General features: G+C 44.7%; 12 protein-coding genes. 3 read left to right on the forward strand and 9 right to left on the reverse strand.

The features are described 5' to 3' along the window. The first annotated feature begins 21 nt into the window (after positions 1-21). Positions 22-1,317 (forward strand): solute carrier family 23 protein, encoded by a 1,296-nt coding sequence (locus F995_RS15355; RefSeq protein WP_004647682.1) that lies wholly within the window; start codon positions 22-24, stop codon positions 1,315-1,317. Positions 1,318-1,583: 266 nt separating this feature from the next. On the opposite strand, the gene F995_RS15360 is transcribed toward F995_RS15355, so the two are convergent. From F995_RS15360 to ilvD (F995_RS15390), 7 genes are all read right to left on the reverse strand, one after another. Beyond that, a complete protein-coding gene (locus tag F995_RS15360; protein ID WP_004647684.1) occupies positions 1,584-1,763 on the reverse strand; it encodes a hypothetical protein in 180 nt (59 codons plus the stop codon). Between the two features lie 308 nt (positions 1,764-2,071). Further along, entirely contained in the window at positions 2,072-2,359 is a 288-nt protein-coding gene (locus tag F995_RS15365) for a chorismate mutase (protein WP_004647685.1), read from the reverse strand. Beyond that, positions 2,340-3,662, reverse strand: a complete 1,323-nt coding sequence (locus F995_RS15370; protein WP_026055738.1) for a hypothetical protein — start codon at positions 3,660-3,662, stop codon at positions 2,340-2,342. Before F995_RS15370 ends, F995_RS15365 begins: the two co-directional genes overlap by 20 nt. Positions 3,663-3,840: 178 nt before the next feature. Continuing rightward, the gene (locus F995_RS15375) at positions 3,841-5,136 is read right to left on the reverse strand and encodes an RNA-guided endonuclease InsQ/TnpB family protein (RefSeq protein ID WP_004647687.1); all 1,296 of its coding nucleotides are present in this window, start codon (positions 5,134-5,136) and stop codon (positions 3,841-3,843) included. A gap of 177 nt (positions 5,137-5,313) precedes the next feature. Further along, positions 5,314-6,999 carry a dihydroxy-acid dehydratase gene (gene ilvD, locus F995_RS15380; protein WP_004647688.1) on the reverse strand — a complete coding sequence of 562 codons (1,686 nt, stop codon included), beginning with the start codon at positions 6,997-6,999 and terminating at the stop codon, positions 5,314-5,316. A gap of 126 nt (positions 7,000-7,125) precedes the next feature. After that, positions 7,126-8,433 (reverse strand): RNA-guided endonuclease InsQ/TnpB family protein, encoded by a 1,308-nt coding sequence (locus tag F995_RS15385; protein ID WP_004647689.1) that lies wholly within the window; start codon positions 8,431-8,433, stop codon positions 7,126-7,128. 197 nt (positions 8,434-8,630) lie between these two features. Then, positions 8,631-10,460 (reverse strand): dihydroxy-acid dehydratase, encoded by a 1,830-nt coding sequence (ilvD, locus tag F995_RS15390; RefSeq protein ID WP_026055737.1) that lies wholly within the window; start codon positions 10,458-10,460, stop codon positions 8,631-8,633. 408 nt (positions 10,461-10,868) lie between these two features. On the opposite strand from ilvD (F995_RS15390), the gene fmt reads away from it, so the two are divergent. Together fmt and rsmB are read left to right on the forward strand one after the other, a co-directional pair. Beyond that, the gene (gene fmt / locus F995_RS15395) at positions 10,869-11,831 is read left to right on the forward strand and encodes a methionyl-tRNA formyltransferase (protein ID WP_004647691.1); all 963 of its coding nucleotides are present in this window, start codon (positions 10,869-10,871) and stop codon (positions 11,829-11,831) included. Beyond that, positions 11,828-13,135: a 16S rRNA (cytosine(967)-C(5))-methyltransferase RsmB gene (gene rsmB, locus F995_RS15400; RefSeq protein ID WP_004647692.1), complete on the forward strand. Its 1,308-nt coding sequence runs from the start codon at positions 11,828-11,830 to the stop codon at positions 13,133-13,135. The genes fmt and rsmB overlap by 4 nt, the downstream gene beginning before the upstream one ends. A 70-nt stretch (positions 13,136-13,205) precedes the next feature. Here rsmB and zupT read toward each other — a convergent pair whose 3' ends face one another. Both zupT and F995_RS16440 read right to left on the reverse strand, forming a co-directional pair. Further along, positions 13,206-14,015, reverse strand: coding sequence for a zinc transporter ZupT (zupT, locus tag F995_RS15405; protein WP_004647693.1), 810 nt, complete (start codon positions 14,013-14,015; stop codon positions 13,206-13,208). An 88-nt stretch (positions 14,016-14,103) separates the two neighbouring features. Next, positions 14,104-14,214: a methionine/alanine import family NSS transporter small subunit gene (locus tag F995_RS16440; RefSeq protein WP_004647694.1), complete on the reverse strand. Its 111-nt coding sequence runs from the start codon at positions 14,212-14,214 to the stop codon at positions 14,104-14,106. Positions 14,215-14,221: the final 7 nt, after the last annotated feature.

The raw sequence follows: 14,221 nt of genomic DNA on the forward strand, positions 1-14,221 counted from the left end.
TATCTTTTGAGTGCTCATTTTATGTCCAGTTGGTTTCCCAAATGGCGCCCGTATGAGGGCAGTATCGATGCACGACCAGTAGGTACCGCAGAGTATTTGCCACCCGCACAAACGGTAGTTTTGGGTGTACAGCATGCCTTTGCCATGTTTGGCGCAACCGTACTGGCACCTTTTTTAATGGGCTTTGATCCAAACCTGGCAATTTTAATGTCAGGGATCTGTACCATCCTGTTCTTTTTAATCACCGGTGGCCGGGTTCCAAGTTATCTAGGTTCAAGCTTTGCCTTTATTGGTGTGGTCATCGCAGCAACTGGTTATGCGGGTGGTGGCGGACTGAATCCGAATATTGGCGTTGCAGCAGGCGGGATTATCGCATGTGGCATCTTCTATGCGCTGATGGGCTTTCTGGTCATGGCGACGGGCACCCGCTGGATCGAAAAGCTGATGCCACCGGTAGTGACCGGTGCCGTGGTGATGATCATTGGCCTGAACCTTGCTCCAGTCACGGTTAAAAGCGTCATGGGCAACACCTTTAATATGTGGATGTCTCTCGTTACCGTGATGTGCATGGGCTCGATTGCCGTCTTTACCAAAGGCCTGCTGCAACGCCTGCTATTATTGGTCGGTCTGTTACTGGCCTATCTGATCTATTTCATGCTCAGCAATGTCATGGGTTATGGCACTGCGATTAATTTCCTGCCAATCCAGCAAGCAGCCTGGTTCGGTTTACCGACCTTCCATGCACCGACCTTTGAAGTCAATGCCATGCTGATCATCGCACCAGTTGCCTTGATTCTGGTGGCAGAAAATCTGGGCCATATTAAAGCCGTAGGCGCGATGACCGGTGAAAACCTGGATCCGCATATTGGTAAAGCCTTTGTAGCAGATGGTATTGCAACCACTTTAGCCGGTGGTGTGGGTGCGCCGGGTATGACCACCTATGGTGAAAACATTGGTGTAATGGCCGTGACACGGGTTTACTCGACCATCATCTTTGCAGTCGCGGGTGTCTTTGCTGTGTTCCTGGGTTTATCGCCTAAGTTTGGTGCGGTGATTCATACTATTCCAACGGCGATTCTGACCGGTGCTTCGATTATAGTCTTTGGTTTGATTACTATTGCTGGTGCCAAAATCTGGATTGAGAACAAGGTCGATTTTTCGCAGAACAAGAACCTGATGGTGGCTGCGGTGACCATTATTTTAGGTACGGGTGATTTTGCCCTGACTTTTGGTAGCTTCAATCTAGGTGGTATTGGTACGGCAACGTTTGCAGCCCTGTTCTTAAACTGGTTCTTCAGTCTGGTCGATAAAAAATAAAATTCAGCGATGACTGGGCACAGCCTGTTGCAAGCAAAAAGACCGAACATATATGTTCGGTCTTTTTTGTAGCCTAAAACAGTCTGTCTAGAATGAACTGTTTTAAGTGACTGGCAATTGATTCGCGTTGGCTTATTTCTGTTTTTTAAGCGCTTGCTTCAGTTGCTTCAATTTGCCTTTATGTTTTGAAATCTTTTTCAAACGTGCTTTGATTTCTTGCTTTAAAGATTTAACTTGCTTAGCCATGGTATTACTCCCTAGTAAGGCTATTCGTTAGGCTTGTGTTGTTTCACAAAACCACGAATAAATTTTCTTAATTCACGAGCAGCACTAGTATCCAGTTCTTCGCAGAGACGAATAAATTCATCACGCTCCGTACTCTGAATACGAATTAAAAGTTGTCCATCTTTCTTGCCTGTCTTTATTTTTTTGATTTTCTCGCTCATTGCTTATCTCTCCAAAATAAAGACTGCTTTGCAAAAGATGTATATACAATATATATACTTTTTAAATTAAATCAAACTTACATTGTAAAAATATTTAATAAAATCAATTTATTTTTTTTACCATAATTTCTATAAAACCGTGCAAAGCCCGTCCAGGCAAGGCTTTAGGCACTTGGCTGAATGGGCTTTTTATGGATAAATTATTTTTGCAAAAAGGCGATGTTGTGCTTAAAAATCGCCATGGCTACAGCAAGATCTCCTGCATAGCTTGAAGATCGTCCGGCGTAGTTGAACTGAAATGAGCCCGTTTAAGGACGAAACTCTTTCAGTTCACGTTGAATAAAGTATTGGAACATTTCACGGTATAGATGTTCAATAAACTCCTGATCGAGGCCCTGCTTTTGCGCCAATGCCCTAACATTTTCTACAATCTGTTCCATACGTTCTGGTGACTGCAAATCGGTTTCGGTTTTTTTGAAACGGGTGGTTTGATCAACATAAAATTGACGCGCAGCGATCAGCTCAACTAAAGCTGTATCAATGGCATCGATCTGTTGACGTGCATGTTCTAGTGATTCAGCTTTGATCTTTTCCATGTTTTTTCAGTTCACTTTCAGTTTGATTATTACTCTTATACTTTTCTTCTAACACATTACTGAAAATACTTTCAATCATCCAGACCCGATATAAGCTATTAAATGTATAACTTTGATCATCTATGCGCAGTTCCAGTACCGGAAAATTCGGCTGCGACTTCATTTCACACAGCATATCATTGTCCTGCAGCTTGGCCAGAATATCGTCCTGGGTCAGATCTACAATATTTAACTGTTGCTGCAAATGCTTGAAATGGGGTGCATAAGACAGGTCTTCACCACGGGTCCAGACGGCCTGCAAGATCTGGTACATCGCCTCAATCCGCTGCTCCTCGGGACAGCTATAAAATAACTGTGCCATTGGCGCGATCGCCTGCTCGGTCGGTCGGCAGAACGGGGTAAATTCTACGTCAGTCCGTTTGGATAAACGTGTGGCCAGACTCCAGTCAAACTCATCCCGGCCACGATAGGACAAGGGATAAACATTCAGCTGGATATTATAATAATCCGCCAGTTCTTCCTTGATGTAAGCTAGGAGCAGCCAGGAAATCGGATCTTCCAGCGCGAGATACAAGTCCAGTTCCGGATCCATCGACTGGATCTCGTTCAGCTCTTCAGCATCACTGATCAGATGCTCACGCCATTCAATGTGATCGATCATAAAAATCGGATTACCGGTCAGCAGTTTTTGCTGCTCCAGACGCCGGGTCAGACGCAACAGGTCATCGACTGCCTGATACTGGCGACCGCCTAAATTAAAATAGCTGGCCAGAATCGGGGTCTGATCAAAAATACGTTCGGGAAAGTCCTGTGGCTGATGATGACGACTGGCCATGGCATAAAGGGTTCGTAATTTTCCGGTCTGTTTTTGCCAGAGCATATGGAAAACATCTTCCAGCAAATACAGGAAATCTTGTCCACGCAGAGGTGTATGCCGCAAAATCAGTTCAGCCTGTTTTAAGGCCTCAGCGCTCGGTAATTCCGGCGTATCATGAAAACTGAAACGATGCTGTTTTGACAGAATCTTGGCATCATTTAGGGTGTAGTGCTGCCATTCATCAAAAGACATCTGATTTGGGGGGGCTGCATGCGAACTGGAAATAATTACTTTCAGCGGCTTGAGCTGCGGACTTAAAATTTCTTCGAGCTGGGGCAGCTGCTGTACCGCCAGATAGCTGTACACATCATCCAGTCTTAAATGGATACTCAGCCCATCTTGAATAGATAACACCGTTTGACGGATTGGTTTCTGGTAAAACCAACTCGATCGGATTGGATCAAACCAACGGCGTAACAGGGACATGAGTTCGGCCTCGACAAAGATGACGGTGTGCAGTTCAAAAAATTGAATCTGTACAGAATAATCTATTTTTAAGATCGCAGAGCCAAAGCCCTGCATGGTGTAAAAACTTATATCAAGTCTTGACATACTCCCGCCACTTTCGACTAGCTCAAGTGGGGGATTCTAAAAGCAAAAGCTCTTAGGTGACTTCCTCACGGATTTCACTTGCTTTCTGCTTCACAGGGCGATCTTTACCGCATCTTCCCTCGACAGACAAAACGGTATGTCCCACCGCTAAAATGTTACGAGAAGCGTTAATATCTGCATTCTCGCTAAAACCACAACTAACACACTCAAACTTAGCCTGAGTAGGTCTATTTTCTTTTGCAACATGACCGCATGAACTACAAGTCTGACTTGTATATCTAGGGTCAATCTTAACGAGTAAACCACCTCGCCATTGTTGCTTATACTCCAACATATTGACAAGCATTGACCAACCTTGATCTAGGATTGATTTGTTTAAGCCTGATTTAGCTTTAACATTCTTTCCTTTTTCTTCGATTGAGCCTTTGGCTGACTTCGACATATTGGCTACTTTTAAGTCCTCAACTACGATCATTGCGTGGTTTTTGCTGAGAGTTGTCGTGACTTTGTGCAAGTAGTCATGCCGAATATTGGCAATATGATGATGTAATTTATTGATCCTTAAATTAAGTTTTTTCCAATTTTGACTAAATTCGGTTTTCTTTCTCAACTTGCGTTGAAGCCTAGCCAACTTTACTTGATTGGCTTTAAAACTATTGATTGGGTCAAATACCTGACCTGTTGATATTGTAATTAATTTTTTAATACCAAGATCAACACCAATTGTAGATTTTGATGGATGAATTGGTTGTTCGATTTCACGGTTAGTAAAAAATGAAACATACCAAAGCCCACAAATTTTCTTAATTGTAATACTTGTGATTTTACCAACAATTTCTTGTGATTTTTTAAATCTTATCCAACCTGTTTTTTTAGGCAAAGAAACTCGATCACCAATAACCTCACAATCTGCAAATGGAAGTCTAAAAGATTGCTCACCATCTAATTTCTTCTTGAATCTTGGCATGAGTGGTCTAAGCTCAATCTCACCACCATCAGCCAATTTAAAAAAATTGGGTTTACGTGGTTTCCGCTTGTTTTGCTTTAAACGAGCTTGTTCTTTTTTGTTGTAAAACTTACCCCATGCTTGAGCAAGATCACGTATTTTTTGCTGTAAGCAAGCTGAATATGTTTGACCAAGAAAAGAAAATTCAGGTGTTTTTTTAAGGGGTACTAATTTTTTTTCAATGCTTTCGTAACGAATATATTCATCTTTAGCAAACATTTCAAATGATTTAGCGAGAATTTGATTCCACACAAAACGAGCAGAACCTATTGCTTGATTAAGCAATATTTCCTGTTCTTGGTTAGGCAGAAGCCTAAACTTGTAGTGTTGTAAAATCTTCATTAAATCATTGTTTATAAAAGAATTGTAGTGTTTGAATTATAGCAAAAATAAGCAATAAAACCAAGAAAACATTATCTTTAATATGGCTATCGCCACTCGCTTGTATCCCCCACCTGACTGTCGGTGAGGGTCTTACGCCCGATTAAGATAAACAAATGTTCAATGTTTAACAATGGATTAGAGGTCAAGATTCAAGTCAGTGACCGCCCCGGTTTCTGCACCTGAGGTCAGTTTGGCGAATTTGGCCAGTGCTCCATGGGTATAGTTCGGTTTTGGTTTGATCCAGGCTGCTTGACGTGCTGCAATCTCCGGCTCATCCACATGCCAGGTCATTTCCCGGGTTTCCGCATTAATTGAAATCTGGTCGCCATTTTGTACCAGACCAATCGGGCCGCCATCATAAGCTTCGGGGGTGACATGACCAATCACAAAACCGTGACTGCCACCCGAGAAGCGTCCATCGGTAATCAGGGCAACTGAAGCGCCTAAGCCCTTCCCGATAATCGCAGAGGTCGGTTTCAGCATTTCTGGCATTCCCGGGCCACCTTTGGGACCAACGCCACGAATCACCACCACTTCACCCGGCTGGACTTCGCCATCCAGAATACCGCGCATGGCACCCTGCTCACCTTCAAACACGCGAGCCGGGCCAGCAAAATGCAGTCCTTCCTTACCGGTAATTTTGGCGACCGCGCCCTTCGGTGACAGATTGCCTTTTAGAATCACCAGATGTGAGTCTTTTTTCACTGGCGCATCAAAAGGCAGAATAATCTGCTGGCCTTCCGGATAGTCCTGCACATCGGCCAGATTTTCTGCCAGCGTCTTACCTGTGACCGTCAGACATGAGCCATCCAGCATGCCGGCATCCAGCATGCGCTTCATCAGTGGTTGAATTCCACCAATCGCAATCAGTTCTGACATCAGATATTTACCTGATGGACGCACGTCGGCCACCACCGGAATATCTTTACCAATCCGCACGAAATCATCCAGACTCAATTCCACTCCTGCTGTATGTGCCATGGCTAAAAGATGCAGTACACCATTGGTCGAACCACCCAGCGCAATCAAGACTTTAATCGAGTTTTCAAAGGCGGCTTTGGTCATGATGTCGCGCGGCTTAATATCCAGTCGCAACAGGTTCATCACCGCTTCACCGGCCCGGGCACAGTCAATTTGCTTGTCTTCCGATACCGCTTCCTGTGCCGAAGAGCCCGGCAGGCTCATGCCTAAAGCTTCAATCGCAGAGGCCATCGAGTTGGCCGTGTACATACCGCCACACGAACCCGGACCTGGCAAGGAAACCTCTTCAATATGCTTGACCTGAATCGCGTTGATTTCACCTTTGGCATATTGACCCACCGCTTCAAACACTGAAATCATGTCGGTATGACCTTCACCCGGTTTGATGGTTCCGCCATAAATAAACAGCCCCGGACGGTTGAGGCGCGCCAATCCCATGATGCAGCCGGGCATATTTTTGTCACAGCCACCAATGGCAATCACACCATCATAAGCCTGACAGCCGACCACGGTTTCAATCGAATCTGCGATCACTTCCCGTGACAGCAGGGAATATTTCATGCCGTCGGTGCCATTGGAAATGCCATCTGAAATGGTAATGGTATTAAAGATAATGCCCTTGCCACCCGCCGCACTCACGCCCTGCTCTACGGTTCTGGCCAGACCATCAATATGCATATTACAAGGCGTGACATTGGCCCAGGTCGAAGCGATGCCAATAAATGGCCGTTCAAAATCGGCATCTTTAAAACCGGTAGCACGCATCATGGAACGCGCCGGTGCATTTTCAATACCTTCATAAACAGGGGCAGAATGCTCGCGGATATTATCTTTACTCATTATTCTCTTCCTGGGCGATGACCGATTTTAAGTGTCGGTCTTGGACAATTTATTTTAAGGCCATTGTTTGACATACTCCCACCACTTTCACTTTATTCAAGTGGGGGATTCTAAAAGCATCAGCTCTTAGGTGACTTCCTCACGGATTTCGCTTGCTTTCTGCTTCATCGGGCAACCTTTACCGCATCCACCCTCCACAGACAAAACGGTGTGTCCCACCGCCAAAATATTACGAGAAGCGTTAATATCCGCATTCTCGCTAAAGCCACACGCAACACATTCAAAATGTGCCTGAGTAAGCCTATTTTCTTTTGCAACATGACCGCAGGAGCTACACGTTTGACTTGTGTATTTCGGGTCAATCTTAACGAGTAAACCACCTCGCCATTGTTGTTTGTACTCCAACATATCAACAAGCATTGACCAACCTTGATCTAGGATTGCCTTGTTTAAGCCCGACTTGGCTTTGACATTCTTTCCTTTTTTCTCGATTGTGCCACTTGCTGACTTCGACATATTGGCTACTTTTAAGTCCTCAACTACGATCATTGCGTGGTTTTTGCTGAGAGTTGTCGTGACTTTATGTAGGTAGTCATGCCGAATATTGGCAATATGATAATGTAGCTTGTTAATTGTGGTGTTCAACTTTTTCCAATTTTCACTAAACTTCACTTTTTTGCTCAACTTACGTTGAAGTTTAGCTAATTTAATTTGGTTGGTTTTAAAACTGTTCTTTGGGTTAAATACCTCACCCTCAGATGTTGTGACTAATTTCTTGACACCTAAATCAACACCAACTGCGGTTTTGGATGGATGTACTGGATTTTCCAATAACTCTTTTTCACTGCCAAATGAAATATACCAATGACCTGATCTCTTACTGATTGTCACATTCTTAATTGTGCCTAGAATATCTTGTGATTTTCTAAATTTCACAAATCCTATGCCATTTGGCAGCTTAACTCGATTACCCTCAATTCGACAATATTTATCAAATTGCACCAATCTAATTGAATCGTAACCATCTGATTTTTTCTTAAATCTAGGCATCAGTGGGCGTAACTGGATTTCAGAACCATCAGTGAGTTTGAGGAATTTGGGCTTGCGTGGTTTACGCTTATTTTCTTTTAATCTTGCATGTTCTTTTGCATTGAAAAACCTTGTCCAAGCCGAAGCCAGATCACGAATTTTTTGCTGTAGGGAAACAGCATTAGAATGATTTGCTAAAAAAGCATATTCAGGATTCTTTTTAAGACTGGTGATTTTATTCACCAAATTGGTTGCATTGATAAATTCATTCTTTGCAAACATTTCAAATGACACAACTAAAATTTGATTCCAAACAAAACGCGCAGAACCAACAAGATTGTTTAAAATAACCTCTTGCTCTTCATTAGGCTCAAGCCTAAATTTATACGCCTTGTTGATTTTCATTTTTTTTAAAACTTATTTAAATACAATGTTATATTTCTTTTATTTTAACATAAAAACGAATTAAAGCTAAATTAAAAAACTTACGAAATTCACCTCCACCCTGACTGTCGGGTGGAGTCCTCTTTCATTTTAAGATAGTTTCTTGTATAAAAAAAGCACCCCATCTGGAGTGCTATTTAAATCTGTAAAATTACAAATTAGATATCACGTACCGCACCTTTCGACGCACTAGTAGTATGCATCGCATACGCTTTCAGTGCTTTAGACACTTTACGCGGACGCTGTTCAGCAGGCTGCCAGCCTTTGGCTTCTTGTGCTTCACGGCGCGCTGCCATGGTTGCATCATCCACTGCCAGGTGAATGGTACGGTTTGGAATATCAATTTCGATACGGTCGCCATCTTCCACCAGACCAATTGCACCGCCTTCAGCCGCTTCAGGCGACACGTGACCAATCGACAGACCAGACGAACCACCCGAGAAACGGCCATCCGTTAAAAGTGCGCAGTCTTTACCCAAACCTTTCGATTTTAAGTAACTGGTTGGATACAGCATTTCCTGCATACCCGGGCCACCACGTGGACCTTCATAGCGAATCACGACGACATCACCCGCAGTGATTTTGCCGCCAAGAATGGCTTCAACTGCAGCATCCTGACTTTCAAACACACGTGCAGTCCCGTTGAATTTCAGGATTGAATCATCCACACCCGCAGTTTTTACGATACAGCCTTCTAGCGCGATGTTGCCGTAAAGTACCGCTAGACCACCATCTTGTGAGAAGGCATTGGCTGCATTACGGATCACGCCATTGTCACGGTCACCATCTAAGCGCGCATAGTAACGGTCTTGCGAGAATGCGGTCTGGGTCGGAACACCGCCCGGTGCCGATTTGAAGAATTGATACACCTCTTCATCTTCGGTACGGATGATGTCCCATTTATCCAAGGCATCTTTTAAAGTTTTTTCATGCACGGTTGGAACAGAAGTATCCAGCAAGCCCGCGCGATCCAGTTCACCCAGGATCGACATGATGCCACCGGCACGGTGTACATCTTCCATATGCACGTCCTGCTTCGCCGGCGCAACCTTACAAAGAACTGGCACATTACGTGACAAACGATCGATGTCAGTCATGGTAAAGTCGACTTCTGCCTCGTGTGCTGCTGCCAACAAATGTAGAACCGTATTGGTTGAACCACCCATGGAAATGTCTAAAGTCATCGCATTTTCAAACGCTGCTTTGGTCGCGATTGAACGTGGCAATAAGCTGTAGTCATTTTGCTCATAATGACGTTTAGTGATTTCAACAATCAATTGACCCGCACGCTCGAATAATTTTTTACGGTTGGCATGGGTTGCCAGCGTTGAACCATTGCCCGGAAGCGATAAACCAAGTGCTTCAGTCAAACAGTTCATCGAGTTTGCGGTAAACATGCCTGAACATGAACCACAGGTTGGGCAAGCTGAACGTTCATATTCAGCAACTTCTTCATCAGTGAAGCTGTCATCTGCTGCAACAATCATGGCATCAACCAGATCAATGGCTTTTTCATTGCCACGGATTTTGACCTTGCCCGCTTCCATTGGACCGCCAGAGACAAATACTACTGGAATGTTCAGACGCATCGCGGCCATTAACATGCCTGGGGTGATCTTGTCACAGTTCGAGATACATACCATCGCATCGGCACAATGGGCATTGACCATGTACTCGACCGAGTCTGCAATCAGGTCACGCGAAGGCAATGAATACAACATGCCATCATGACCCATCGCGATGCCGTCATCGACCGCAATAGTATTGAATTCTTTGGCCACGCCGCCTGACGCTTCAATTTGACGTGCCACCAGCTGACCCAGGTCTTTAAGATGCACATGACCCGGTACAAACTGGGTGAACGAGTTCACCACCGCAATAATCGGCTTACCGAAATCTTCATCTTTCATGCCGGTGGCACGCCATAAACCGCGTGCGCCAGCCATATTTCTTCCGTGTGTCGATGTTTTTGAACGATAGTCAGGCATTTTATATTTCCAACAAAGTTTGAGCTTGCAATGAATCGGGCAGATCCACTCTGGCTAAATCATACTGACAAGGAGCTTAAATCAGTTGAATTTTAAACCTATCATACTACAAGCCCTTGATTTACAAGATGGCCTTTTGGGTGTAGATACAGGCAAAAATGTCTATAGAGAGATTTGGATGATCTGACGATAAAAATTTCTTAATGAAATCTACTATACCGCCATCATCATCAGGACAATACAAAACTTTCATGAATAATTTTTACAATTTGCATGAGTTTTTTTTATATAAAAATTCCACTGAAATTCAAGCACTCACCAAGCTTCTCGGATAAGTTTTTGCAACGATTAGGCTGAAATTTGGCTTTTGGCTTATAATAGCTTTTAAGTTTATTTGGAATTTCATGTGTGAAGATCATATTTGCAGGCACACCAGAATTTGCAGCGACTGCATTGGCTGCGTTGCTTAGAACCGAACATGAAATTGTGGCGGTCTATACTCAACCGGACCGCAAGGCCGGACGTGGACAAAAGCTCACGGCATCTGCGGTGAAGCAGTTAGCGCTTGAACATCATCTTTCGGTCTATCAGCCTTTACATTTCAAGTCATCGACTGAAGAAGGTCTGGCGGCGCAAGCGGAACTTAAAGCCTTAAATGCAGATGTGATGGTGGTGGCAGCTTATGGCCTGATCCTGCCACAAGTGGTTCTGGATACGCCAAAATATGGTTGCCTGAATATTCATGGTTCGCTGTTGCCACGCTGGCGCGGTGCAGCCCCGATTCAGCGCGCGATTGCTACCGGCGATATCGAAACAGGTGTGACCATTATGAAAATGGCAGCCGGTCTGGATACCGGGGACATGATGTATAAAACACTGTGCCCGATTAGCGCCGAAGATACATCTGCCAGCCTGCATGACAAACTGGCGCTGCAAGGTGCTGAGGCGATTGTGGCCGTGCTCGAATCGGAACAGACTTTACAGCACTATCTTGAGACCCGTGAAGTTCAGGATGAAAATCTGACTGTCTACGCGCATAAACTGACAAAAGCCGAAGCACAAATTGACTGGACCCAGCCTGCAGCAGATATTGACCGTAATATTCGTGCCTTTAATCCCTGGCCAGTGGCATTCACCCCGCTAGATGACGGCAACAATTTACGCATCTGGAATTCATCACTTTCCACACAAAAGGCAAGCAATGCCCTGCCTAGTGAAGTGATTGCCCTGGATAAAGATGGCGTGCATGTGATGTGTGGTGATCAACATGCTATTTGCATCACCAATCTGCAATGGCCAGGTGGCAAAGCCCTGAATGCTGTTCAAATTAATCAAACTCAAAAACTATCGGTAGGATATAAATTCGCATGAGCCAAATTCAATCATCAGCTAAAAACTTGAATTTGCGCGCGCAAGTTGTAAAAACCCTATTGGCTGTACAAAACGGCCAATCACTTGCTTCTGTACTCAATCAACATATCAACATCGTGTCTGAGCGTGACCGTGGTCTGTATCACGAGTTAACTTTGGGCTGTTTACGTCAGTGGCATGGCCTGAAAGCCATTACTTTACCTTTATTAACCAAACCTCTTGATAACCAAGCTTTAGAAAGCTGCTTATATCTGGGTTTGTATCAGATTCTATGTACCCGTATTCCGGCGCATGCTGCGATTTCAGAAACCGTGACTGCAGCCAAACAGCTGGGCTTTGAACCTTTAAGCGGTCTGGTCAATGCCGTTCTGCGTCGTGTTTCACGTGAAACAGAAGAATTTGACCTGGCTTTAAATCAGGCGCATGGTCTGCCAAGCTGGCTCTACAAGCGTTTAAAGAAAGACTGGCCAGAACAGCTTGCCGAACTGTCGCATGACTTGAAACAGATTGCGCCGCTCACCTTGCGTGTCAATGTCAACCAGGTCAGCCGCGATGAATATCTGGAAATTCTGGAAGAAGAAGGTTATGAGGCGCGTGCCTGCACTCTTTCCGAAGTTGGCATCGTTCTGGAACAGAATGTCCATATTCCGAATCTGCCAGGCTATGAAGCCGGTGGTTTCTCGGTTCAGGATGAACATGCCCAGCTATGTGCGACCTTAGTTCCTGACCTTGAAGGCAAAGTCGTGGTAGATGCCTGCGCCGCTCCAGGGGGTAAGACCGCGCACATTCTGGAAAAATATAGCCCGAAAAAGCTTTATGCGATTGATCAGGATGCCAAACGTTTAGTCCGTGTGGCAGAAAATCTGGAACGTTTACTATTAACTGAATATGCGGAAGTTGAAATTATCGCGGCTGATGCGATCACTTGGACAGCACCTGAGTCGGTGGATTGTATCGTGCTGGATGCACCATGTTCCGCAATTGGTGTGATCCGTCGTCATCCGGATATTCGCTTGCTACGTCACTCTACAGATATTCCGCAAACGGTACATCTGCAAAAGCAGATTCTGGAAAATATGTGGCAGCAACTGAAAGTTGGTGGTACGTTGCTGTACATCACCTGTTCAATTCTGAAAGCCGAAAATGAACAACAGATGGTCGAGTTCTTTGCTCAACATGCCGATGCCAAAGAAATCAAAATCGAAGCCGATTGGGGCATCGAACAGATTCATGGCCGTCAATTGTTACCGAAAGCGGATCAAGGCGACGGCTTCTTCTATTGCCGTATTGAAAAAACGGCATAAATCATGCGTTTAAAATGAAAGGCAGCCTAAGCTGCCTTTTTTATATCTCGTGATTTAGTGAATATGAGGTTTATTGAATAAACTTAAAAATCACCAGACTGCTGGCCAATGCAGCCATGCCACTGACCAGCCCATATACCGTTTCATGTCCTTTGGCATAGCGTTTTGCCGTCGGCAATAATTCATCCAGTGCCAGATAAACCATCACGCCGCCAATCACCCCAAAGATCAGACCATAGACGGTTTCACTCATATAAGGTGCCAGAATAAAATAACCGAGCGCTGCCCCCAATGGTTCGGCCAAACCCGAAACCAGACTGGCCCAGAGCGCATAATCTTTACGGCCCGTGGCCATATATACCGGCAAGGCAATCGCCACACCTTCTGGTACATTATGAATCGCAATTGCCACCGCCAGTGGCGCACCCAAAGCAGGGCTTTCCAGTGTGGCAAAAAACGTCGCCAGTCCTTCCGGCAGGTTATGTGCGCTAATCGCAAACAGGGTCAACATGCCGGTACGCAGTAATTGGGTTGAACTGACGCCCTTGGCAGAATGGGTTTCAATGGTGTCATGGGGATTCGGCACAAAGCGATCCAGCAATAACACCAGAACTACGCCCAGTAAAAAAGCAAAAGTGCCAAAGGCAAAACCGTTTTTTTCATCAAAATCCAGGCTAAAGGACGCGATCGATTTGTTCAGAATTTCGGTTAAAGAGACATAAATCATGGCACCGGCAGCAAAGGCCAGACCAAAGGCTAGCAAACGGAAATTAGGTTTTTTTAAGAATAATACCAGTCCCCCACCCACCACGGTGGCCAGCCCGGCAAATAAAGTCACGGCAAAGGCTGTATGGACTTGTCCATCTGAAACGGAAATCATGTCAAAGCATCAGCCATTAAAAAAGTCATTATCATCAAGGATGATAATGACTTCTATTTATGGTAACAGTAGGTTTATGTGAAGATTTTTAGTCTTCTGGTTCTTCCGGATTCTTTGCCAGATGAATCACAGCCAGTACCAGACCACCCCATAATAAAACGATAGAGATGATCATCATGATTAGTGCAGATGTATTCATAGTCGCT

This window comes from Acinetobacter sp. CIP A162 (genome assembly GCF_000367905.1).
Taxonomy (GTDB): Bacteria; Pseudomonadota; Gammaproteobacteria; order Pseudomonadales; family Moraxellaceae; genus Acinetobacter; species Acinetobacter lwoffii.

Excerpts from the sequence above, each read along its gene's own strand:
- F995_RS15360 (WP_004647684.1), bottom strand. The coding sequence starts at position 1,763 with ATGAGCGAGAAAATCAAAAAAATAAAGACAGGCAAGAAAGATGGACAA.
- F995_RS15375 (WP_004647687.1), bottom strand. The coding sequence starts at position 5,136 with ATGAAGATTTTACAACACTACAAGTTTAGGCTTCTGCCTAACCAAGAA.
- F995_RS15370 (WP_026055738.1), bottom strand. The coding sequence starts at position 3,662 with ATGTCCCTGTTACGCCGTTGGTTTGATCCAATCCGATCGAGTTGGTTT.
- F995_RS15385 (WP_004647689.1), bottom strand. The coding sequence starts at position 8,433 with ATGAAAATCAACAAGGCGTATAAATTTAGGCTTGAGCCTAATGAAGAG.
- F995_RS16440 (WP_004647694.1), bottom strand. The coding sequence starts at position 14,214 with ATGAATACATCTGCACTAATCATGATGATCATCTCTATCGTTTTATTA.
- ilvD (WP_004647688.1), bottom strand. The coding sequence starts at position 6,999 with ATGAGTAAAGATAATATCCGCGAGCATTCTGCCCCTGTTTATGAAGGT.
- rsmB (WP_004647692.1), top strand. The coding sequence starts at position 11,828 with ATGAGCCAAATTCAATCATCAGCTAAAAACTTGAATTTGCGCGCGCAA.
- ilvD (WP_026055737.1), bottom strand. The coding sequence starts at position 10,460 with ATGCCTGACTATCGTTCAAAAACATCGACACACGGAAGAAATATGGCT.
- F995_RS15365 (WP_004647685.1), bottom strand. The coding sequence starts at position 2,359 with ATGGAAAAGATCAAAGCTGAATCACTAGAACATGCACGTCAACAGATC.
- F995_RS15355 (WP_004647682.1), top strand. The coding sequence starts at position 22 with ATGTCCAGTTGGTTTCCCAAATGGCGCCCGTATGAGGGCAGTATCGAT.
- zupT (WP_004647693.1), bottom strand. The coding sequence starts at position 14,015 with ATGATTTCCGTTTCAGATGGACAAGTCCATACAGCCTTTGCCGTGACT.